This is a genomic window from Pseudomonas sp. P4_C1 (assembly GCF_056402155.1).
Genome location: NZ_JBFUHY010000022.1, coordinates 17,750 through 38,242, shown reverse-complemented (window position 1 = coordinate 38,242; position 20,493 = coordinate 17,750). Strand labels below are relative to the sequence as shown.

Sequence of the window (20,493 nt, the reverse complement as noted above, 5' to 3'; positions counted from 1 at the left end):
ATAAAAAAGGGCTGCGCGGGCCTTGGGTCCTGTGGCACCTGCAAGAGGAACCACTGATGAAATCGCACACGCTCAAGCACGGTTTTTATCCCTTGGTGTTGTCCGTGGCCATGGGCCTGGGCAGCGCTCAGGCAGCATCGGACATGGTGGTGGTCGGATACGGCGGAGCCGGACAAAAAGCCCAGGACGTGGCGTTCTTTCAACCCTTTGCCGCCGTGGATCAAAGCAAGGTGATCCAGAGTGAATACAACGGCGAGATGGCGAAAATCAAAGTGATGGTCGACACCGGCAACGTCGACTGGGACGTGGTGCAGATCGAAGGCCCGGACCTGATGCGCGGCTGCGAGGAAGGCATGTATGAGCGCCTGGACTGGACCCGTCTGGGCCACGCCGACCAGTTGATCCCCGAAGCGGCACAGGAATGCGGTTCCGCCGCGCTGGTGTGGAGCGTGGCGATTGCCTACGACACCGAAAAACTGGCCCAGGCTCCGACCTCGTGGGCCGACTTCTGGGACGTGAAGAAAACCCCCGGCAAGCGTGGGCTGCGTAAACGTGCGGTGTACAACCTGGAATTCGCCTTGCTGGCCGACGGGGTGAAAACCGAAGACGTCTACAAGGTGCTCGGCACCCCGCAGGGCGTGGACCGGGCATTCGCCAAACTCACTGAACTCAAGCCTTACATCCAGTGGTGGGAGGCGGGGGCGCAACCGCCGCAATGGCTGACCGCCGGCGATGTGGTGATGACCTCGACCTACAGTGGACGCATCGCCGACGCCGCGCAAAAAGGCAGCCACCTCGGCCTGGTCTGGCCCGGCAGCCTGTACGGCATGGATTACTGGGCGATCCTCAAAGGCTCCAGACATGTGGATCAGGCCAAGCGCTTTATTGCCTTCGCCAATCAGCCGGACGCCCAGGTCAACTACGTGCAGCAGATCCCCTACGGCCCGACCAACACCCAGGCCGCCGCACGGCTGGACGACAAACTGGCGCAATGGGTGCCCACCGCGCCGCAGAACCTCAAGGGTGCGCTGTCGATGGACGTCGGTTTCTGGGTCGATCATGGCGAAGAACTCGAAGAGCGCTTCAACGCCTGGGCCAGCAAATAAACGCGGACGGCTGGACGTGTCCAAGCGTCCAGCCTTACTGTCTGCCCCAGCCGATCAGCCTGGAGAACCACAAGAATGAACAACATCGCCACCCACCGGGCACCCGAACGCAGCGCCACCGAGCAGCGCCTGCGTGAGGAACTGGCGGCCTGTTACCGTTTGATTGCGCACTTTCGCATGACCGATCTGATCTTCACCCACATCTCGGTGCGCATTCCGGGGCCGGAGCATCACTTTCTGATCAACCCTTACGGGCTGATGTTCGACGAGATCACCGCGTCCAATCTGGTAAAAATAGACCTCGATGGTCACGCCGTGGAGCCGTCGCCGTACCCGGTCAACCCGGCCGGTTTCGTGATCCACAGCGCCGTCCATGGCGCCCGCAAAGATGCGCAATGCGTGCTGCACACCCACACCAGATCCGGGTGCGCGGTGGCGGCGTTGAAGTGCGGGTTGTTGCCGGTCAATCAGATTTCCATGGAGTTCTATGGCCGCGTTGCCTACCACGACTACGAGGGCGTGGCGCTGGACCTGAGCGAGCAGCAACGGCTGGTGGCGGACCTGGGCGACAAGCCGGTACTGATGCTGCGCAACCATGGTTTGCTGACCCTCGGCGAGACGGTGAGCCAGGCATTCCTGCGCATGTATTACCTGGAAAAGGCTTGTGAAATTCAGTTGGCCGCGCAAGCCGCCGGGGAAGTGGTACTGCCTTCACACGAAATCTGCGCGCATACCGAGCGGCAGTTCAATGATCCGGGGCGTCCGTTGGAGGAGGGTGAACTGAGCGATCCCGATGCCATGCAACTGGCCTGGGCGGCGTTGTTGCGAATGCTGAATCGAGTTGCGCCGGGTTACCGCGACTGATCCAGATCCTATGTTGTATGGACTGACCTCATCGCGAGCAAGCTCGCTCCCACAGTGGTTTGGGTTGTTCGCAGATCTTGCGTACACCCACAAACCCTGTGGGAGTGGGTGTACGCAAAACCCGCGAACAACCGAGATCCTGTGGGAGCGTGGCTTGCCCGCGATGGGCGCGCCACGGTCTACCAGACTGCCAACTGACTGGAGAAATGGCCCGCTCTTGCTGTACAGTCGTTCAGCCCGCCGCTAACCCGTGTGGGCCTGAACGATTCAACCAAGGAGCGTGTCGCCGATGAATCAGGAAGCCCGTTTTTCCCGCATGGAACCGGAGTTGCGCAAAGCCAACCTGATCGAGGCGACGCTGGTGTGCCTCAAGCGTCATGGTTTCCAGGGCGCGTCGATCCGCAAGATTTCCGCTGAGGCCGGGGTCTCGGTGGGGCTGATCAGTCATCACTATTCCGGCAAGGACGAACTGGTGGCCGAGGCCTACATGGCGATCACCGGGCGAGTGATGACCCTGCTGCGCGACGCGATGGAGCAAGCCGCTCCGAATGCCCGGGAGCGCTTGTCGGCGTTTTTCCGCGGTTCGTTTTCCGCCGAATTGCTCGATCCGCAACTGATCGATGCCTGGCTGGCGTTCTGGGGCGCGGTGAAAACCGCCGAGGCCATCAACCAGGCCCACGATCATTCCTATGGCGAGTATCGCGGCATCCTGCGCAAGGTGCTGGCGGAACTGGCCCGGGAGGAGGGCTGGGAAAACTTCGACGCCGACCTCGCGGCTATCAGCCTCAGCGCCTTGCTCGACGGCTTGTGGCTGGAGTACGGGCTGAACCCGGGTACCTTCACCCCGGAGCAGGGCATCCAGATTTGCGAGGCCTGGGTCGATGGTTTGCAGGCCGGCGGACGCCAGCGCTTTTGCGTGCAGACGAGCGACTGTTGATCAGTCGTTCAGCAATCGATACTCTCTGGCGCCGATGCAGGAAAACACTCTAATAAGAAACTGGCCCCCCGGGCCTATGCCGGACACCAAGCGATGACTCCTCGGGTATTGATCGTCGATGACGATCCGCTGATTCGCGATCTGTTGCACGCCTACCTGTCCCAGGAAGGCTACGACGTCCATTGCGCCGCCACGGCGGAACTGGCGGAAACCTTCCTGGCCAGCCAGAGTGTCGACCTGGTAATGCTCGACATCCGCCTGCCGGGCAAGGACGGCCTGACCCTGACCCGTGAGCTGCGGGTGCGGTCGGAGGTCGGGATCATCCTGATCACCGGGCGCAATGACGAAATCGACCGCATCGTCGGCCTCGAATGCGGCGCCGATGACTACGTGATCAAACCCCTCAATCCAAGGGAGCTGGTGTCCCGGGCGAAAAACCTGATTCGCCGGGTACGTCATGCGCAAACGCCTGCGCCTGCCGTCGCGGTGGCCAAGCCGGTCAAGCAATTTGCCGACTGGTCACTGGACACCGACCGCCGTCGCCTGATCGATGCGTCGGGCAGCGAAACCCTGCTGACCCACGGCGAATACCAGTTGCTCAGCGTGTTCCTGCGCAACAGCGGCCACACCCTCAGCCGCGATCAGTTGATGGACCAGATCCGCAACCGCGAATGGGTGCCCAACGACCGCTCCATCGACGTGCTGGTCGGGCGCCTGCGCCGCAAGTTGCACGACGACCCGGCCGAACCGCAGTTGATCATCACCATTCACGGCGCCGGTTACCTGTTCACTGCCTGCGTGGCGGCCTGAAGCTGATGGCGCGATGGCTCTGCCTGCTGGCGATGCTGGTGGCCGGCCATGCCGTCGCGGCGGACAAGGTTCGCTATTGCGATTACCCGGTGTACCCGCCGATCTCCTGGAGCGACGGCAAGCAGGTGCGCGGCCTGGCGCCGAGCGTGGTGAAAAGCCTGTTTGGCCAGTTGGGTTACGAGGTCGAGATAGTCGTGCTGGGCAACTGGAAACGCTGCCTGCTGGACGCCGCCGAAGGCCGGGTCGATGTGGTGCTGGCCTACAGCACCGCGCAACGGGAGCAAAGCATGCTGTTCTCGACGGTGCCGGTATTGCGTGAAGAAGTGGCGCTGTTCATCAACCGCCAACACCCGGTGAAATTCGAACAACTGGACGATCTGGCCCATTACCGTGGCGGCCTGTTGTTCGGCGAGAGCTACGGTGTGGAGTTCGATCGCATGGTTGCGCACAACAACAATATCGAATGGGTGTCCGACAGCCACCAGAACTTCGGCAAGCTGATTCGCGGGCGCATCGATTTCATCACCCAGGAGCGACGCACCGGCCAGTTGTACGTGGAAAACCTGCCCGGCGGCCAGGACATCGTTGCCTTGCCCAAGGCATTGAGCGTGGACTATCTGCGGGTCGCTGTGTCGCGGCGCTCGCCCTTGGCCACTCGCATGCCCGAGATCAATGCGCAGTTGCAGCGCATGGTCGATGCCGGTGACATCGAGCGCTGGCTCAACGAGAGCGAAGTGACCTACCGCGACATGATCAACCTGCCGGCAGATGCGCAATGATTCGCGCGCGCCCCGGTGGACTGTTGCGGCGCCTGTTGCTGTTCATTCTGTTGTTCAGCCTGTGCTTCACCGTGCTGGCCAGCAGCGTGCAACTGTACATCGAGTATCGGCGGGAAATGCGCGACATCGATTCGCGCATGGAGCTGATCCGCGCCGGCTACCTGGCCAGCCTGGAACGCAGCCTCTGGGATTTGAACCAGGAGCAGTTGAACGTGCAGTTGCGCGGGCTGGTGGACTTCTCCGACGTCGCGCGGGTGCACTTGACCAGCGCCGATTTCGACCTGGTACAGGGCAATCCAACCCCGGCGGGACCGCTGCGTATCGAGCGCTTTGCCCTGGACTATCAGCCGCCGTCCGGCCCGCTACGTAACCTTGGCGAACTGGAAGTGAGCACGGATCTGGGCGCGGTGTACCAGCGTCTCTACGCCACCGGTTTGACCAGCCTGTTGTGGATGGCGGTGTTTCTCTGCGGTCTGGCCGTGGCGCTGTCAGGATTGTTTTATCGACTGGTGACCCGGCACCTGAAAGTCATGGCCGAGTTTGCCCGGCGCATCGCCGCCGGTGAATGGCAGGAACCCCTGCACCTGGACAAGCGCCGCGGCAGCGACGAAATCGACACCGTGGCCCATGCGCTGGACGACATGCGCCGGGCGATCCTGCGGGACATCGAGCGCCGGGAAACCGATCGCCTGGCCTTGCAGGACAACCGCGATGAATTGCTGAAAATGGTCGAGCGCCGTACCGCCAGCCTGATGCGCGCCAAAGACGAGGCGGAAGCGGCCAACCTCGCCAAGTCGCGGTTTCTGGCGACCATGAGCCACGAACTGCGCACGCCCCTCAATGGCATTCTCGGCATGGCCGAACTGCTGCGCGGCGCGCGTCTGGATGCCCGGGACGGCAAACGCCTGGACGCCTTGCACAAGGCCGGTGAAGGCTTGCTGACGATCCTCAATGAAGTGCTGTATTTCGCCAAGCTGGAGGAGGGCGTCAGCCATCCCGAGCCGGTGGATTTCTCGCTGCGCCAGTTACTCGATGAGGTACTGACACTGTTGGAACCGCGAGCGCTGAACAACGATACGATCCTCAGTTGCCGCATCGATCAGCGCATTGCCGAACATCATCACGGCGCCGAGCAATTCCTGCGCCAGGTGCTGAGCAACCTGCTGGCCAACGCGATCAAGTTCACCGAAGGCGGCGAGGTCAGCGTCGAGGTCGCGCTTCTCTGCGAAACCGGCGAACGGGCGGGGCAGCGGCTGCGGGTCAGTGTCACTGACGACGGCATCGGCATTGCCCCTTTGATGCAGGCGAAGATTTTCGAGCGTTTCACCCAGGCCAGCGAAGAAGTCGCCCAGCGCTTTGGTGGCACCGGGTTGGGGTTGGCGATCTGCAAACATCTGGTGGAGCAGATGGGCGGCTGCATCGGCGTGGACAGTGAAGTGGGGCGCGGCAGTTGTTTCTGGTTCGAGCTGTCCTTGCAGCCGGCCAGCGGCGTGGCTGAGGCCCCGCCGGTTCGCGCGGCGGGGCCGGCACTGAACATCCTGGTGGTCGAAGACGTGGCGCTCAACCGCGAAGTGGCCAAGGGTTTGCTGCAGCGGGACGGTCACCGGGTATGGCTGGCCGAAGAGGCAGAGCAGGCGTTGCAACACTGCGCGGCGCGGGCTTTCGACCTGCTGTTGCTGGACGTGCATCTGCCGGGCATCAGCGGAGTCGAGTTATGCCGGCAGATCCGCAACAGCGATGGGCCGAATCGCCACACCCGCATCTTCGCCCTGACCGCCAGCGTGCAGCCGGCGCTGGTGCGCGGTTATCTGGAGGCCGGCATGGACGGTGTCCTGGCCAAGCCCTTGAAGCTGGAAAACCTGCGCCAGGTGCTGGAAGGTCATGCGCCGGTCGCCGAGTCGCTGCTGAGCGACGAGGCAATGGACTGGCCGTTGTTGCAGACCCATCGCAACCTGCTCGGCGAGCAAAAGGTCCAGGGCCTGCTGTCGGTACTGCGCGACTCGATTCTGCAACACCGCGATGCGTTGAATGAAGCCATGGCCGCCGATGACTGCACAGAGATCGCGCAACTGGCGCATCGTCTGGCTGGCAGTTGCGATTCTCTGGGCTTTCGCTCACTGGCCGCGACGCTCAGGGCGCTGGAGACGTTGGCCCTGGGCAACGATGAGTCGGCGATCCGCCACATGAACCCCGCGTTGAATGAACAATTGCAGCAGGCACTGACTACCCTCAAAGGCCTGTTGCAGAGCTGACGTACAAGTTTGTTACGACTTTGTACAACTTCGATCGTTACGGTCAACGCGAACTTACATGGCTTTCCAATAATCGACGCAACCGCCGCAGCGCGGTCTTCGAAGCTTATTGGAGATAATAATAATGAATTGCCGTAAAGCTGATCCCACCCTGCGCCGTGACGTCCCGTCGCGCGCTGTACACCTCACTGACTGTTGAGGTGCCGACATGAACGAAAACACTGATCGCAGCACTGATCATAAAGGCATCCAGCTGACCCGCGCCCTCAAGAGCCGGCACATCTTCATGCTGTCTTTGGGCGGCGTCATCGGCACCGGGTTGTTCATGGGCTCCGGCGTGACCATCAATCAGGGCGGCCCGGTGGGGGCGATCCTGGCTTACCTGGTCGCGGGTTTCCTGATGTACCTGGTGATGGTCTGCCTGGGCGAACTGTCGGTGCAGATGCCGGTGTCCGGATCGTTCCAGACTCACGCCACCAAATACATCGGCCCGGCCACCGGGTTCATGATCGGCTGGGTGTACTGGATGAGTTGGGCCACCACCGTGGGCCTGGAGTTCACCGCCGCCGGCATGCTGATGACCCGCTGGTTCCCGACGGTGCCGATCTGGTACTGGTCGGCGCTGTTCGTGGTGGTGCTGTTCGGTATCAATGCCATGGCCACCCGCGCTTTCGGTGAGGCGGAATACTGGTTTTCGGGGATCAAGGTCGCGGCGATTCTCGGTTTCATCGTGGTCGGCGTGCTGGTGATCTTCGGCGTCATGCCCCTGAGCAGTGGCGCACCGGCACCGATGGCGACCAATCTGATCGGCGATACGCTGTTCCCCAACGGCCTGTCGGCGGTGTTCGCGGTGATGATGACCGTGGTCTACGCGTTCCAGGGTTGCGAGATCATGGGCGTGGCCGCAGGTGAAACCGATCAGCCGGAAAAGAGCATTCCCCGCGCCGTGCGCAACGTGGTGTTCCGCGTGCTGATTTTCTACGTGCTGGCGATTATCGTGCTGTCGGCCATCGTGCCGTGGCAGCAGGCAGGCTTGATGGAAAGTCCGTTCGTGCAGGTGTTCGACATGGTCGGCATTCCCTTTGCCGCCGACCTGATGAACTTCGTGATCCTCACCGCGATCCTGTCGGTGGGCAACTCCGGCCTGTATGCCTCGACGCGCATCCTGTGGGCGATGTCAAAAACCGGCATGGCGCCGAAAAGCCTGTCGCCATTGAGCAAGCGTGGCGTGCCGCTGCGCGCCTTGAGCATCACCCTGTGCTTCGCGCTGGTGTCGCTGATGACCAGCTTCGTCGCCGCCGACACCTTGTTCATGGTGCTGATGGCCGTGAGCGGCATGTCCGGCACCGTGACCTGGATTGTCATCGCGCTGGCGCAGTACAAGTTCCGCAAGGCGTACTTGCGTGAAGGCGGCAAACTCAGCGACCTGAAATACCGTGCGCCGTGGTTCCCGGTATTGCCGCTGATGTGCATCACGCTGTGCTGCTCGCTGTTCGTGTTCCTGGCACTGGATGAAACCCAGCGTCCGTCGCTGTATTGGGGCTTTGGCTTCATTGCGCTGTGCTATGGCGCGTACTTCCTGATCCATCGCAAGCGTCAGGGCGTGTTGGCGCCGAGCTTGCCGACTGCATAACACCTCCAGATAACCGTTTCCCCTGTAGGAGCGAGCCTGCTCGCGATAGCGGTGGATCAGTCAACAGAAATGTTGAATGTGATTCCCTCATCGCGAGCAGGCTCGCTCCTACAGTTGTTTTGTGCTGGGCGTAGGTAGTTGTTCGAAGTTGTAACAGCGCCAACAGCCGTTGCTCGCCATTCTTGAAATAATTCAATAAAACCAATGTGTTGCGAAGTTTTTTGGCTTGTTACAGCCAATTTCCAAGCCGATTGCCGCCTTACTGAACACTCGTTTAGTATGGCCTCAAGTCGCATCACCTCAGACCAATCACAATAACTCGAGGATTCCCATGACCACTCAATCGTCGCTGCTCAGCCAGGTCGAAGCAGGCGTTGCCTGGATCACCCTCAATCGCACTGCCCAGCGCAATGCGCTGGACATTCCGACGCTGAAAAACCTGCACGTCTTGCTCGACGCTTACAACGCCGATCCAGCGGTGCGTGTGGTGGTGCTCACCGGCAGCGGCCGCAGCTTCTGCGCCGGCGCCGACCTCGATGAATGGGCCGACGCCGAAGCCCGTGGCGCGCTGGAAACCTACGGCTGGACCGAAACCGCCCACGCCTTGATGACCCGCCTGCACAGCCTGGAAAAACCGACCATCGCCGCCATCAATGGCACCGCCGTCGGCGCCGGGATGGACCTGACCCTGTGCTGCGACCTGCGCATCGCCGGGCAATCGGCACGCTTCAAGGCCGGCTACACCAGCATGGCCTACTCGCCGGATGCCGGCGCCAGTTGGCACCTGCCGCGTCTGATCGGCAGCGAACAGGCCAAGCGCCTGCTGTTCCTCGATGAACTGTGGGGCGCTGACCGTGCCCTCGACGCCGGTCTGGTCGGCGATGTCTGCCCCGACGAGCAACTGCTGACCGTTACCAGCGAACTCGCTGCACGCCTGGCCAGCGGCCCGACCTTTGCCTTCGCCCAGACCAAAAAACTCATGCGTGAAGGCGCCGAACGCAGCCTGCCGGAACAACTGCAAGCCGAGCTCGCCGCCGGCCTGCTTTGCGGTCGCAGCGAAGACGGCACCGAAGCCCTGCGCGCGGCCATGGAAAAACGCCCGGCACGCTTCATCGGTCGTTGATTCCCCCTACATCTCCCAGAATACGAACAACAGGTAGCGCCATGAATTTCCAACTGACCCAAGAACAAGAAATGTTGGTGGACTCGGTACGCAGCTTCGTCGAGAAGGAACTGCTGCCCTATGAAGAGCAGGTCGACCGCGCCGACGAGGTCTCCCCGGAACTGGCGGCACAGATTCGCGGCAAGGCGATTGCTGCCGGTTTCTACGCCTTCAACATGCCCGAAGAAGTGGGTGGCGGTGGCCTCGATTACCTGTCCCAGGCGCTGATCGAGCGCGAGCTGTCCAAGGTGTCCTGGGCGCTCCACGTGTTTGTCGCGCGGCCGTCGAAAATCCTCATGGCCTGCACCGGCGACCAGATCAACGACTACCTGTTGCCGTGCATCCAGGGTGAAAAGATCGACTGCTTCGCCCTGACCGAACCGGGTGCCGGCTCCGACGCCAATGCGATCAAGACCCGTGCCGTGCGTGAAGGCGATGACTTCATTCTCAACGGCAGCAAGCACTTCATCAGCCACGCCGGCCATGCCGATTTCGCCATCGTCTTCGCCGTGACCGACACCTACGAACACAACGGCAAAAAGCGCAACGCCGTGACCTCGTTCCTGGTCGACCGCAACACCCCGGGCATGACCATCCGCCGTGGACCGAAGTGCGTGAGCAACCGTGGTTATCACACCTTCGAAATGTTCTTCGACGACTGCCGCGTACCGGCCAGCAAAGTGCTGGGCGAAGTCGGCAAGGGTTGGGAGGTGGCCAACGCCTGGCTGACCGCCGGGCGGGTGATGGTCGCGGCCAACTGCGTCGGTCAGGCCCAGCGCGCACTGGACGTGTCCTTGCAGTGGGCGGCGGACCGCAAGCAATTCGGCCAGCCGATCGGTACTTACCAGGGCGTGTCGTTCAAATTGGCCGACATGGCCACGCAAATCCGCGCCGCCGAACTGCTGACCCTGCACACCGCCTGGAAAATGGACCAGGGCACCATGACCGATGGCGAGGCCGGCATGGCCAAGCTGTTCGCCAGTGAAGTGCTCGGCCGTACCGCCGATGAAGCGGTGCAGATCTTCGGCGGCATGGGCCTGATGGACGAAGGTCCGGTGGAGCGCATCTGGCGCAACGCGCGGATCGAACGGATCTGGGAAGGCACCTCGGAAATCCAGCGCCACATCATTTCCCGCGAGCTGCTGCGGCCGCTGCTGCGCTGATCGGCCCGGAGAATTCCCATGTCCCAAACCATTCGTGACAACCTCAAACGCATGCTCGCGCCGCAACACGTGGCGTTCGTCGGCGGCCGCAGCATGGCCCGCGCCCTCAAGCGCTGTGCCGAGGGCGGCTACCAAGGGCAAATGTGGCTGGTCAATCCGCAGCACGACAGCCTTGAAGGTGTGCCGTGCGTGCGCAGCGTTGCCGAGCTGCCTTGCGGCCCGGACGCCGTGTTCATCGCCACCAACCGCGAACTGACCCTGACTTGCGTCGCCGAACTGGCCGCCATCGGCGCGGGCGGCGCGATCTGCTACGCCTCAGGCTTCGCCGAGACCGGCGCCGAAGGCCAGGTCCTGCAACAGCGACTGCTCAAGGCCGCTGGCGACATGGCCTTGCTCGGCCCCAACTGCTACGGCCTGCTCGACTACCTGCACAGCTCCGCGCTGTGGCCGGTGGCCCATGGCGGCAAAGCGGTGGAGAAGGGCGTGGCGGTGCTGACCCAGAGCGGTAACTTCGCCTACAACCTGTCCATGAGCGACCGTTCGCTGCCGGTGGCCTACATGGCCTCGGTCGGCAATCAGGCGCAACTGGGTGTCGCTGAACTGATGGACGTGTTGCTCGACGAGCCGCGTGTCACCGCCATCGGCCTGCACCTCGAAGGCCTGAAGAATGTGCCGGGTTTTGCCCGTGCCGCGCACAAGGCACTGGAGAAGGGCATCCCGATCATTGCCCTGAAAACCGGCGTGTCGCAGATCGGCGCCGAACTGGCCTTGAGTCACACCAGTTCTTTGTCGGGTTCCGATGCGCTGTACGACGCACTGTTCGACCGCCTCGGGGTTATTCGCGTCAGCGGCCCGGTGAGTTTTGTCGAAACCTTGAAAGCCGCAGCCTGCGGCAACCTGCCGGCGGGTAACCGCCTGATTGCGCTGGCCTGTTCCGGTGGCGATGCCGGGCTGATTGCCGACTACGCCGAACGCAATGACCTGGGCTTGCCGAAACTCGATCAAGGACAGGTCGGCGAACTCGCGCAAGTACTGCCGACCTACGCCAACCTGGTCAACCCGCTGGATTTCACCACGGCGATCTGGGGTGACGGCGAAGCCTTGAACCGCATGCTCGACAGCGCGCTGCGCACCGAAGCCGATGCGGCGATGCTGGTGCTCGACTACCCGTCGGAGTTCACCGGCGAGCGCAAGGAATGCGACCTGCTGCTGGAGTTGTACTGCGCGGCACTGAAACGTCACGGCAAGACCGGTTTTGTCACCTCGGCCTTCCCCGAACTACTGCCGGCCCATGCCCGCGAGCGTCTGCACGCCCAAGGCGTTGCGGCGTTGCAAGGCGTTGAAGACGGCTTGGCCGCGTGGGGGCGCATCGCCGGTTATCAGCGCAACCGCCAGGCCTTGTTGGCTTTGGGCGAATCGGCACTGGTTCCGCTGTGCCCGCACGCGCTGGAAGGTGAGGGGCGTTTGCTCAATGAATGGGACTCCAAACAGGCCTTGAGAGCCTTTGGCCTGCCAACGCCAAACGGCGTATTGAGTACCCCGGACAAGGCCCTGAAGGATGCAGAAGCATTGGGCTATCCGCTGGTACTCAAAGCGGTCAGCGCACAGCTGCCACACAAGACCGAGGCCGGTGCCGTGGCGCTGAACCTCAAGGACGGCGCGGCATTGAGCGCTGCACTGGAGCAGATGCGTACCAGCATTGCCGCTTACGCCCCGGGCGTACCCTTCGATCAACTGTTGCTGGAACCCATGGCCAAGCCGCCACTGGCTGAGCTGATCGTCGGCATCAAACGCGAAAACGATTTTTGCCTGGCCTTGGTGATTGGCGCGGGCGGCATTCTGGTGGAGTTGCTCAAGGACAGTCGCAGTCTGTTGCTGCCGACCACCGACGGTGCGATCCGCAAGGCCTTGCTCAGCCTGCGCAGTGCGCCGTTGCTGCAAGGTTTCCGTGGTCGCGAGTCTGCTGACCTGGACGCCTTGGTGAGCGCGATCCGCGCAGTGGCCGACTACGCCTGCGAGAATGCCGCACACCTGCTGGAACTGGATGTGAACCCATTGTTGGTCGGTGCCCAAGGCACGACTGCGGTCGATGCGTTGATTCGCCTCGGCCAGGAGTGAGGACATGAATATGCAAAGCAAAACATTGACCGGTGGCCAGGCCCTGGTGCGCCTGTTGGCCAACTACGGCGTCGATACCGTGTTCGGCATCCCCGGCGTACACACCCTGGAGCTGTATCGCGGCTTGCCCGGCAGTGGCATTCGCCACGTGCTGACCCGCCATGAGCAGGGCGCCAGTTTCATGGCCGACGGCTATGCCCGGGTCAGCGGCAAACCCGGCGTGTGCTTCGTCATCACCGGCCCCGGCGTGACCAACGCCGCCACCGGCATTGGCCAGGCCTACGCCGACTCGATTCCGATGCTGGTGATTTCCAGCGTCAACCACAGCGCCAGCCTGGGCAAGGGCTGGGGTAGCCTGCACGAGTGTCAGGATCAACGGGCAATGACCGCACCGATCACTGCGTTCTCCGCAGTGGCGCTGACCGCCGAAGACCTGCCGGAACTGATCGCCCGTGCTTATGCGGTGTTCGACAGCGAGCGGCCGCGCCCGGTGCACATCTCGGTGCCGCTGGACGTGCTGTCGGCGCCGATTGCCCGTGACTGGAGTAATGAGGTGGTGCATCGTCCGGGTCGTGGCCCGGCATCCGCCACCGCCATCGATCAAGCCGTGGCCAGACTCAACGCTGCCAAGCGACCGATGATCATCGCCGGTGGTGGTGCGCTGAATGCCGTTTCGCAGCTGCAAGATATCAGCACCCGACTCGCTGCGCCGCTGTTTACCAGCGTCGCCGGAAAGGGCTTGCTGCCTCCGGATGCGCCGCTCAATGCCGGTTCATCCCTGTGCGTGGAGCCGGGCTGGAACCTGATCGCCGAGGCCGACGTAGTGCTGGCGGTCGGCACCGAAATGGCCGACACCGACTACTGGCGTGAGCGCCTGCCACTCAACGCCGAGCTGCTGCGAGTGGACATCGACCCGCGCAAGTTCAACGACTTTTATCCGTGCGCGGTTGCCTTGCACGGCGATGCACAACAAACCCTCAGTGGATTGCTTGAGCGTCTGCCGTCTGATGTGCGCGATGCCAGCGCAGCGATTGCCTCGGTCGCCGCCCTGCGTGAAGCGGTCAAGGCCAGCCATGGTCCGTTGCAGTCGATCCATCAAGCGATTCTTGACCGCATTGCTGCAGAGCTGCCGGACAACGCGTTCATCAGCACCGACATGACCCAACTGGCCTACACCGGCAACTACGCTTTCGACAGCCTGGCGATCCGCAGTTGGCTGCACCCGACCGGCTACGGCACCCTGGGTTATGGCCTGCCGGCAGGCATCGGCGCCAAGTTCGGTGCACCGCAACGGCCGGGCCTGGTGCTGGTGGGCGACGGTGGTTTCCTCTACACCGCCCAGGAGCTGGCCACGGCTGTTGAAGAACTGGACAGCCCGCTGGTGGTGCTGCTGTGGAACAACGACGCCCTGGGGCAAATCCGCGACGACATGCTCGGCCTGGATATCGAACCCATCGGCGTGTTGCCACGCAACCCGGATTTCGCCGCCCTCGCTCGTGCCTTCGGCTGCACCGTGACTCAGCCGCAAAGCCTGGCCGAGTTGCAGACCGACTTGCGCCAAGGCTTCAAGCGTAACGGCGTGACTTTGATCGAACTCAAGCATGCCTGTGCGCATTGATCTGTATTTCAAGGGGATGAAGCCATGCGCTTTTCCGATCTGACTCAACGTATCGCCGGTGACGGTGCCGCCGCGTGGGATATCCACTACCGCGCCCTGGCACTGCGCGAACAGGGTGAAGACATTCTGCTGTTGTCCGTGGGCGATCCGGATTTCGACACGCCACAGCCTATCGTGCAGGGCGCCATCGACAGCCTGCTGAGCGGCAACACTCACTACGCCGAGGTGCGTGGCAAGCGTGCCCTGCGTGAAGCCATTGCCAGGCGTCATCAGCAGCGCAGCGGCCAGTCCGTTTCGGCGGATCAGGTCACCGTGCTGGCCGGGGCGCAATGCGCGCTGTTCAGCGTGGCGCAATGTGTGCTCAATCCAGGTGACGAGGTGATCGTCGCCGAACCGATGTACGTCACCTACGAAGCGGTGTTCGGGGCTTGCGGCGCCGTGGTGGTGCCGGTGCCCGTGCGCTCGGAAAACGGTTTTCGCGTGCTGCCCGAAGACGTCGCCGCGCGCATCACTGCGCGCACCCGGGCGCTGGCACTGAACAGCCCGCACAATCCGTCCGGCGCGAGTCTGCCGCGCAGCACGTGGGCCGCGTTGGCTGAACTGTGCATCGCCCACGACCTGTGGCTGATTTCCGACGAGGTCTACAGCGAACTGCTGTTCGAAGGCGAGCACATCAGCCCGGCGAGCCTGCCCGGCATGGCCGAGCGCACCGCGACCCTCAACAGCCTGTCGAAATCCCACGCCATGACCGGGTGGCGCGTCGGCTGGGTGGTGGCGCCGCCATCCCTGGCCGCACACCTGGAAAACCTTGCGTTGTGCATGCTCTATGGCTCGCCGGATTTCATTCAGGACGCTGCCGTGGTGGCCCTGGAAAGCAACCTGCCGGAACTGGACGCCATGCGCGAAGCCTATCGCCAGCGTCGCGACCTGGTGTGCGACAGCCTGGTCGATTGCCCCGGCGTGCAGGCATTGAAACCCGATGGCGGGATGTTCGTGATGCTCGATATCCGCCAGACCGGGCTCAGCGCCCAGGCGTTTGCCGACCGTCTGCTGGATCGTCACGGTGTGTCGGTATTGGCTGGCGAGGCCTTTGGTCCGAGCGCGGCGGGGCATATTCGCCTCGGTCTGGTGGTCGGTGCCGAACCGCTGCGCGATGCCTGCCAACGCATTGCCCGTTGTGCTCAAGAACTGATGGAGGCTCAGCTACATGCTTAACCACAAAGCGTTGTTTATTGATGGTCGCTGGCAGAAACCTTCTGGGCAGGGCATCGCCGAGGTGATCAACCCGGCCACCGAAGAAGTGTGCGGCAGTGTTCCGCTCGGTGATGAACTTGATGTCGAAAACGCCGTGGCGGCTGCGCGCCGGGCCTTCGACTCATGGTCGCGCACACCGTCCAGCGTACGTGCCGGTTACATCCGAGCACTGGTCGATCAATTGCGTGCCCGCGCCGATGAGATGGCCGCGGTCATCACCACGGAACTGGGCATGCCGGTGCAATGGTGCCGCTCGGTACAGGTCGATGGGCCGATCACTGGCCTTGAGCAGTACGTCGAACTGGCTCATCTCATGGACGAAGTGCGCGAAGTCGGCAACTCGCTGGTGATCCGCGAGGCGGTGGGTGTCTGCGCGTTCATCAACCCGTGGAACTACCCGCTGCACCAGTTGATCGGCAAACTCGCCCCGGCCCTGGCCGCCGGTTGCACCGTGGTGGTCAAACCGAGCCAGGAAACCCCGCTGCATGCCTTCCTGCTGGCGCAGATGATCGAGGACATCGGCCTGCCGGCCGGGGTGTTCAACCTGGTCAGCGGCCCGGGCTCGAAAGTCGGCGAAGCGCTGGTCAAGCACCCGGACGTGGATATGGTGTCGTTCACCGGTTCCACCGGCGCCGGGGTACGGGTCGCGCAAGCGGCGGCACCTTCAGTCAAGCGCGTGTGCCTGGAGCTGGGCGGCAAGTCGCCGCTGCTGATCGCCGAGGATGCGGATCTGGCAGCGGCCGTGCGCTACGGCGTGCAGGACGTGATGATCAACTCCGGCCAGACCTGCACCGCGCTGACCCGCATGCTGCTGCCGGCCAGCCGCTACGCCGAGGCCGTCGAACTGGCGCTGGCCGAAACCCTGAACCTGCGCATGGGCGATCCCCTTGACCCGCAAAGCTTCCTCGGTCCGATGTGTTCGGCCGGGCAAAAACGCACCGTGCATGACTACATCAAGGTCGGCCAACAGGAAGGCGCACGGCTGCTGTGCGGCGGTGACATGCCGGGGCGCGGCTTCTATGTCAGCCCGACGCTGTTCGCCGATGTCGACAACCGCATGCGCATCGCCCAGGAAGAAATCTTCGGCCCGGTGCTGTGCCTGATTCCCTACAACGATGAGGCGCAAGCGATCCAGATCGCCAACGACTCGCCGTTCGGCCTGTCCAGCGGCGTCTGGGCCGGCAGTGCCGAGCGCGCCTTGCATTTGGGTCGCCAACTGCGTGCAGGCCAGTGCTTCCTCAATGGCGCAACGTTCAATTATCAGGCGCCGTTCGGTGGCTACAAACAGTCGGGCAACGGTCGCGAATGGGGTGAGGAGGGGCTGAACGAGTTCGTCGAAGTGAAGGCGATCCAGGTGTGACGGTTGGCGACTCGAACTGTTCATCACCCACTGCTCCACACCTTCAATCGATACGCTGGGAAAAGTCTAAGGAATCACCATGAAAGTACTGATCGTCCACGCCCACCCGGAGCCGCAATCCTTTACCGCCGCCCTGCGTGACCAGGCCGTCACCACCCTCGAAGCCCAAGGCCACGAAGTGCAGGTCAGCGACCTGTACAAAATGAACTGGAACCCGGTGGCCAGCGACGCGGACTTTTCCTCACGGGAAAACCCCGAGTACCTGGTCTATGCCCTTGAGCAACGCCTGGGCGTGAAGAGCCAGTCACTGGCGCCGGACATCCAGGCGGAACTGGACAAACTGCTGTGGGCCGACCTGCTGATCCTCAACTTCCCGATCTTCTGGTTCTCCACCCCGGCCATGCTCAAGGGCTGGATCGATCGGGTGCTGGTGTCGGGCATCTGCTATGGCGGCAAGCGTTTCTACGATCAGGGTGGATTGGCCGGGAAGAAGGCACTGGTGACCGTGACCCTTGGCGGCCGCGAACACATGTTCGGCGAAGGCGCGATTCATGGCCCGCTGGAGGACATGCTGCGGCCGATCCTGCGTGGCACCCTGGCTTACGTCGGGTTCGATGTGCTGGAACCCTTCGTGGCCTGGCATGTGCCGTACATCAGTGAAGAGGCGCGCCAGCAATTTCTGATTGATTACGGGCAGCGGCTGCAGCACCTGAATGATGACCAGCCGCTGGTGTTTCCGAAGTTGGCGCAGTTCGATGACAAGCTCTATCCACTGACCACCAATGCCTGACTGACACCACAACCCCCTGTGGGAGGGGCCCGCGATGAAGGTATCAGCTTCAACATCCATGTTGACTGAGCCTCCGCCATCGCGAACAGGCTCGCTCCTGCACAACTCCAACCGCTTGTTCGGAAGTCCTTCTCTGCGGGGCCGTTGAACTACACTTTTCAGTTGCTCCATCCGATCGGCAGGGCGACGCATGGCGTCGCTTGCCATCCGCCAGTCGCCCCAAGGCTTGCCCGTGTGGCAAGCCTGTCGGAGGTCATCATGAGAAGGTTTTCATCGCTTAGCCTGTGCCTTGCCTTGTCGGTTTTGAGTGCCCCGCTTTGGGCGCAATCGGTGGTGCCGATGAAAGGGCAAAGTTCGCAACAAACCCAGGCCGACATCAACGAATGCAACAGCATCGCCGCCAGCCAGAGTGCCTCGACGACTTCCACGCCTTCCGGCGGGAGGGTCAAGGGTGCCGCTGTGGGGGCTGCCGCCGGCGCGACGGCTGCCCAGGTGCGCGGCAATCGGCACGACGAGGCTTATGACCGCGTCGATAGTGATGTGCAACAGGAATACCGCCAGAACCGCGCCAAGGAAACCGCGGCCGCCGGCGTCGTGGTCGGCGGTTCGCGCCAGCGTCAGGAACGCCGGGCGGATGAGAAAACCACCCAGGCGAATACCGCGTCGGCCTACAGCAGTTGTTTGCAGGGCAAGGGTTATCAGGTCAACCCTTGAGCCAGGTACGGAACACACTGTGGGAGCGAGCTTGCTCGCGATGGCGCAGGATCAGTCGGCATAGATGTTTGATGTGCCGCCCTCATAGCGAGCAAGCTCGCTCCCACAGGTCCGGTCACGAGCACAATTTCCGGGGATTGAGCTCGCTGTTTCAAGGAAACAGACGGGTAAGGAAACTGCCTGTAGCTCTAATCTGACAACCGTTCATCGGTGAACTACGCTGCGATACGTACCCTCGATCTGAATTTCGTGACGTAAGGATCCGACACATGCGGAGCAGGCTGCTCGCTGTAATGTTTACTGTTTTCGGGATGTTTTGGTCGGTGCAACTGTGGGCCGAGGATGCACCGAAAGTGGTTGATGCTCCCGTTGAATTGAAAGTGGCCAACCGCAGCATCATGGTGTTTCGCGCGACCCTCCTCGGTGAAGCCCCGGCCTCGCGGGTCAAACGGGCGAAAGCGGTGATCGGTGAGGTGCTGGATGATACGGACGACCTCAATGTCACCATCGACCCGATCATGAAAAGCTACATGGTGCTGCTGGGAAGCCGGCGTGCCTTTATCGTTTCGCCCAAGGACTTCGACGAGACCGAATACGACTCGGTACAGCAGGCCGCCGAAGCCGCGGCTGACAAGCTGCGCCAGGTCGTGGCCGAAACCCGGGAAGCCCGCAGCCTGCAATTGATCCTGCGCTCCGTGGTCGCCGCGCTGCTCGCCACCGGCATTTACATTGCGCTGCTGTTCGGCATGTCGTACCTGCGGCGCAGAGTGCTGAAGACACTGCCCGAACTGATGCATCGGCACACCCAGGCCCTGAAAGTCGGACGGGTTCCTCTGGTCGACGCCAATTTCCTGTATCCGTTGGCCAGCCGCCTGCTGGCGCTGGTGCGCTGGATCGTCGTGATGCTGTTTACCTACGAATGGCTGGGCTTTGTCCTGTCACGCTTTCCCTATACCCGTCCCTGGGGCGAAAGCCTTAACAACTATCTGCTGGAGCTCGGCGGTTATCTGCTGCAGGGGATCGTCGGTGCCATACCCGGGCTGGGCGTGGCGCTGGCGATCTTCTTTATCGCCCGCGGCGCAACCGCGTTCATGCGGCGGATACTGCGGCGCATGGCTGTACCGGGAACCCTGAGCTGGTTGAACCATGAAACCCTGCAACCGACCCAACGCCTGACGTCCCTGGCGATCTGGCTGTTTGCCCTGGCCATGGCCTATCCGTACCTGCCGGGTGCCGGCACCGATGCATTCAAAGGGTTGTCGGTGTTGATCGGCCTGATGATTTCCCTGGGCGCCACCAGCGTGGTGGGCCAGGCGGCGGCGGGGTTGATCCTGACCTACACCCGAACCCTGCGTCCCGGCGAATTTGTGCGCATTGGCGACTACGAAGGCACGGTGACCGAACTGGGCATGTTCACCACCAGCATTCGCACCGGCCTGGGCGAGGTGCTGACCCTGCCCAACTCGATGATCACCGGCACCGTCACCAAGAACTACTCGCGGGTGGTACAAGGCCCCGGCTACGTGGTCGACACCGTCGTGACCATCGGCTACGACACGCCGTGGCGGCAGGTGGAGGCGATGCTGCTGGAGGCCGCAAAACGTACGCCAGGGGTACTCGAAGTACCGCCGGCCCAAGTGTTCCAGACGGCATTGTCGGACTTCTACCCGGAATACCGGCTGGTAGCCCAGGCCATTCCCAGTCAGCCCCGGCCGCGCGCCGTGCTGCTGAGCATGCTGCACGCCAACATCCAGGATGTGTTCAATGAGTACGGTGTGCAGATCATGTCGCCGCACTACCTGGGCGATCCGCAACAGGAGAAATGGGTGCCCAGGGACAAGTGGTACCCGGCCCCCGCGCAGGAATCGAAGGAATCCTGATTACACTTGAAAGGGCGTTCGCACCATGATCGAGTGTTGAGCGACCGGCAAGG

The 20,493-nt window shown here is 62.6% G+C and carries 16 protein-coding genes; all 16 read left to right on the top strand.

The features are described from left to right. Positions 1-56: 56 nt before the first annotated feature. The gene (locus AC1DU9_RS15155; RefSeq protein WP_223460738.1) at positions 57-1,106 is read left to right on the top strand and encodes an ABC transporter substrate-binding protein; all 1,050 of its coding nucleotides are present in this window, start codon (positions 57-59) and stop codon (positions 1,104-1,106) included. 75 nt (positions 1,107-1,181) lie between these two features. Continuing rightward, positions 1,182-1,970 carry a class II aldolase/adducin family protein gene (locus AC1DU9_RS15150; protein ID WP_223460736.1) on the top strand — a complete coding sequence of 263 codons (789 nt, stop codon included), beginning with the start codon at positions 1,182-1,184 and terminating at the stop codon, positions 1,968-1,970. Between the two features lie 289 nt (positions 1,971-2,259). Beyond that, positions 2,260-2,907: a TetR family transcriptional regulator C-terminal domain-containing protein gene (locus AC1DU9_RS15145; protein WP_223460734.1), complete on the top strand. Its 648-nt coding sequence runs from the start codon at positions 2,260-2,262 to the stop codon at positions 2,905-2,907. 93 nt (positions 2,908-3,000) lie between these two features. Then, positions 3,001-3,717, top strand: coding sequence for a response regulator (locus tag AC1DU9_RS15140; protein ID WP_223460733.1), 717 nt, complete (start codon positions 3,001-3,003; stop codon positions 3,715-3,717). Positions 3,718-3,722: 5 nt separating this feature from the next. Further along, positions 3,723-4,496 carry a substrate-binding periplasmic protein gene (locus AC1DU9_RS15135; protein ID WP_223460731.1) on the top strand — a complete coding sequence of 258 codons (774 nt, stop codon included), beginning with the start codon at positions 3,723-3,725 and terminating at the stop codon, positions 4,494-4,496. After that, entirely contained in the window at positions 4,493-6,748 is a 2,256-nt protein-coding gene (locus AC1DU9_RS15130; RefSeq protein ID WP_223460729.1) for an ATP-binding protein, read from the top strand. The genes AC1DU9_RS15135 and AC1DU9_RS15130 overlap by 4 nt, the downstream gene beginning before the upstream one ends. A gap of 208 nt (positions 6,749-6,956) precedes the next feature. Further along, a complete protein-coding gene (locus AC1DU9_RS15125) occupies positions 6,957-8,381 on the top strand; it encodes an amino acid permease (RefSeq protein ID WP_223460726.1) in 1,425 nt (474 codons plus the stop codon). Between the two features lie 331 nt (positions 8,382-8,712). Further along, entirely contained in the window at positions 8,713-9,504 is a 792-nt protein-coding gene (locus AC1DU9_RS15120) for an enoyl-CoA hydratase/isomerase family protein (protein WP_223460724.1), read from the top strand. A gap of 41 nt (positions 9,505-9,545) precedes the next feature. Beyond that, positions 9,546-10,706, top strand: a complete 1,161-nt coding sequence (locus AC1DU9_RS15115) for an acyl-CoA dehydrogenase family protein (RefSeq protein WP_056725048.1) — start codon at positions 9,546-9,548, stop codon at positions 10,704-10,706. 18 nt (positions 10,707-10,724) lie between these two features. Beyond that, complete coding sequence (locus AC1DU9_RS15110) at positions 10,725-12,824, top strand: acetate--CoA ligase family protein (protein WP_223460722.1); 2,100 nt, start codon at positions 10,725-10,727, stop codon at positions 12,822-12,824. Between the two features lie 10 nt (positions 12,825-12,834). Next, a complete protein-coding gene (locus tag AC1DU9_RS15105) occupies positions 12,835-14,442 on the top strand; it encodes a 5-guanidino-2-oxopentanoate decarboxylase (RefSeq protein WP_223460815.1) in 1,608 nt (535 codons plus the stop codon). A 24-nt stretch (positions 14,443-14,466) separates the two neighbouring features. Further along, positions 14,467-15,657 (top strand): pyridoxal phosphate-dependent aminotransferase, encoded by a 1,191-nt coding sequence (locus AC1DU9_RS15100; protein WP_223460720.1) that lies wholly within the window; start codon positions 14,467-14,469, stop codon positions 15,655-15,657. Then, positions 15,650-17,056: an aldehyde dehydrogenase family protein gene (locus AC1DU9_RS15095; protein ID WP_223460718.1), complete on the top strand. Its 1,407-nt coding sequence runs from the start codon at positions 15,650-15,652 to the stop codon at positions 17,054-17,056. The genes AC1DU9_RS15100 and AC1DU9_RS15095 overlap by 8 nt, the downstream gene beginning before the upstream one ends. A 79-nt stretch (positions 17,057-17,135) precedes the next feature. Continuing rightward, the gene (locus AC1DU9_RS15090; protein ID WP_223460716.1) at positions 17,136-17,846 is read left to right on the top strand and encodes an NAD(P)H-dependent oxidoreductase; all 711 of its coding nucleotides are present in this window, start codon (positions 17,136-17,138) and stop codon (positions 17,844-17,846) included. Positions 17,847-18,104: 258 nt separating this feature from the next. Then, a complete protein-coding gene (locus AC1DU9_RS15085) occupies positions 18,105-18,560 on the top strand; it encodes a YMGG-like glycine zipper-containing protein (RefSeq protein ID WP_223460714.1) in 456 nt (151 codons plus the stop codon). 269 nt (positions 18,561-18,829) lie between these two features. Then, entirely contained in the window at positions 18,830-20,440 is a 1,611-nt protein-coding gene (locus AC1DU9_RS15080) for a mechanosensitive ion channel family protein (protein WP_223460711.1), read from the top strand. Positions 20,441-20,493 lie beyond the last annotated feature (53 nt).

Bases quoted from the DNA above. Each gene is read 5' to 3' on its own strand.
- AC1DU9_RS15085 (WP_223460714.1), top strand. From the start codon at position 18,105: ATGAGAAGGTTTTCATCGCTTAGCCTGTGCCTTGCCTTGTCGGTTTTG.
- AC1DU9_RS15100 (WP_223460720.1), top strand. From the start codon at position 14,467: ATGCGCTTTTCCGATCTGACTCAACGTATCGCCGGTGACGGTGCCGCC.
- AC1DU9_RS15150 (WP_223460736.1), top strand. From the start codon at position 1,182: ATGAACAACATCGCCACCCACCGGGCACCCGAACGCAGCGCCACCGAG.
- AC1DU9_RS15120 (WP_223460724.1), top strand. From the start codon at position 8,713: ATGACCACTCAATCGTCGCTGCTCAGCCAGGTCGAAGCAGGCGTTGCC.
- AC1DU9_RS15130 (WP_223460729.1), top strand. From the start codon at position 4,493: ATGATTCGCGCGCGCCCCGGTGGACTGTTGCGGCGCCTGTTGCTGTTC.
- AC1DU9_RS15125 (WP_223460726.1), top strand. From the start codon at position 6,957: ATGAACGAAAACACTGATCGCAGCACTGATCATAAAGGCATCCAGCTG.
- AC1DU9_RS15140 (WP_223460733.1), top strand. From the start codon at position 3,001: ATGACTCCTCGGGTATTGATCGTCGATGACGATCCGCTGATTCGCGAT.
- AC1DU9_RS15105 (WP_223460815.1), top strand. From the start codon at position 12,835: ATGCAAAGCAAAACATTGACCGGTGGCCAGGCCCTGGTGCGCCTGTTG.
- AC1DU9_RS15155 (WP_223460738.1), top strand. From the start codon at position 57: ATGAAATCGCACACGCTCAAGCACGGTTTTTATCCCTTGGTGTTGTCC.
- AC1DU9_RS15095 (WP_223460718.1), top strand. From the start codon at position 15,650: ATGCTTAACCACAAAGCGTTGTTTATTGATGGTCGCTGGCAGAAACCT.
- AC1DU9_RS15115 (WP_056725048.1), top strand. From the start codon at position 9,546: ATGAATTTCCAACTGACCCAAGAACAAGAAATGTTGGTGGACTCGGTA.
- AC1DU9_RS15145 (WP_223460734.1), top strand. From the start codon at position 2,260: ATGAATCAGGAAGCCCGTTTTTCCCGCATGGAACCGGAGTTGCGCAAA.
- AC1DU9_RS15135 (WP_223460731.1), top strand. From the start codon at position 3,723: ATGGCGCGATGGCTCTGCCTGCTGGCGATGCTGGTGGCCGGCCATGCC.
- AC1DU9_RS15110 (WP_223460722.1), top strand. From the start codon at position 10,725: ATGTCCCAAACCATTCGTGACAACCTCAAACGCATGCTCGCGCCGCAA.
- AC1DU9_RS15080 (WP_223460711.1), top strand. From the start codon at position 18,830: ATGCGGAGCAGGCTGCTCGCTGTAATGTTTACTGTTTTCGGGATGTTT.
- AC1DU9_RS15090 (WP_223460716.1), top strand. From the start codon at position 17,136: ATGAAAGTACTGATCGTCCACGCCCACCCGGAGCCGCAATCCTTTACC.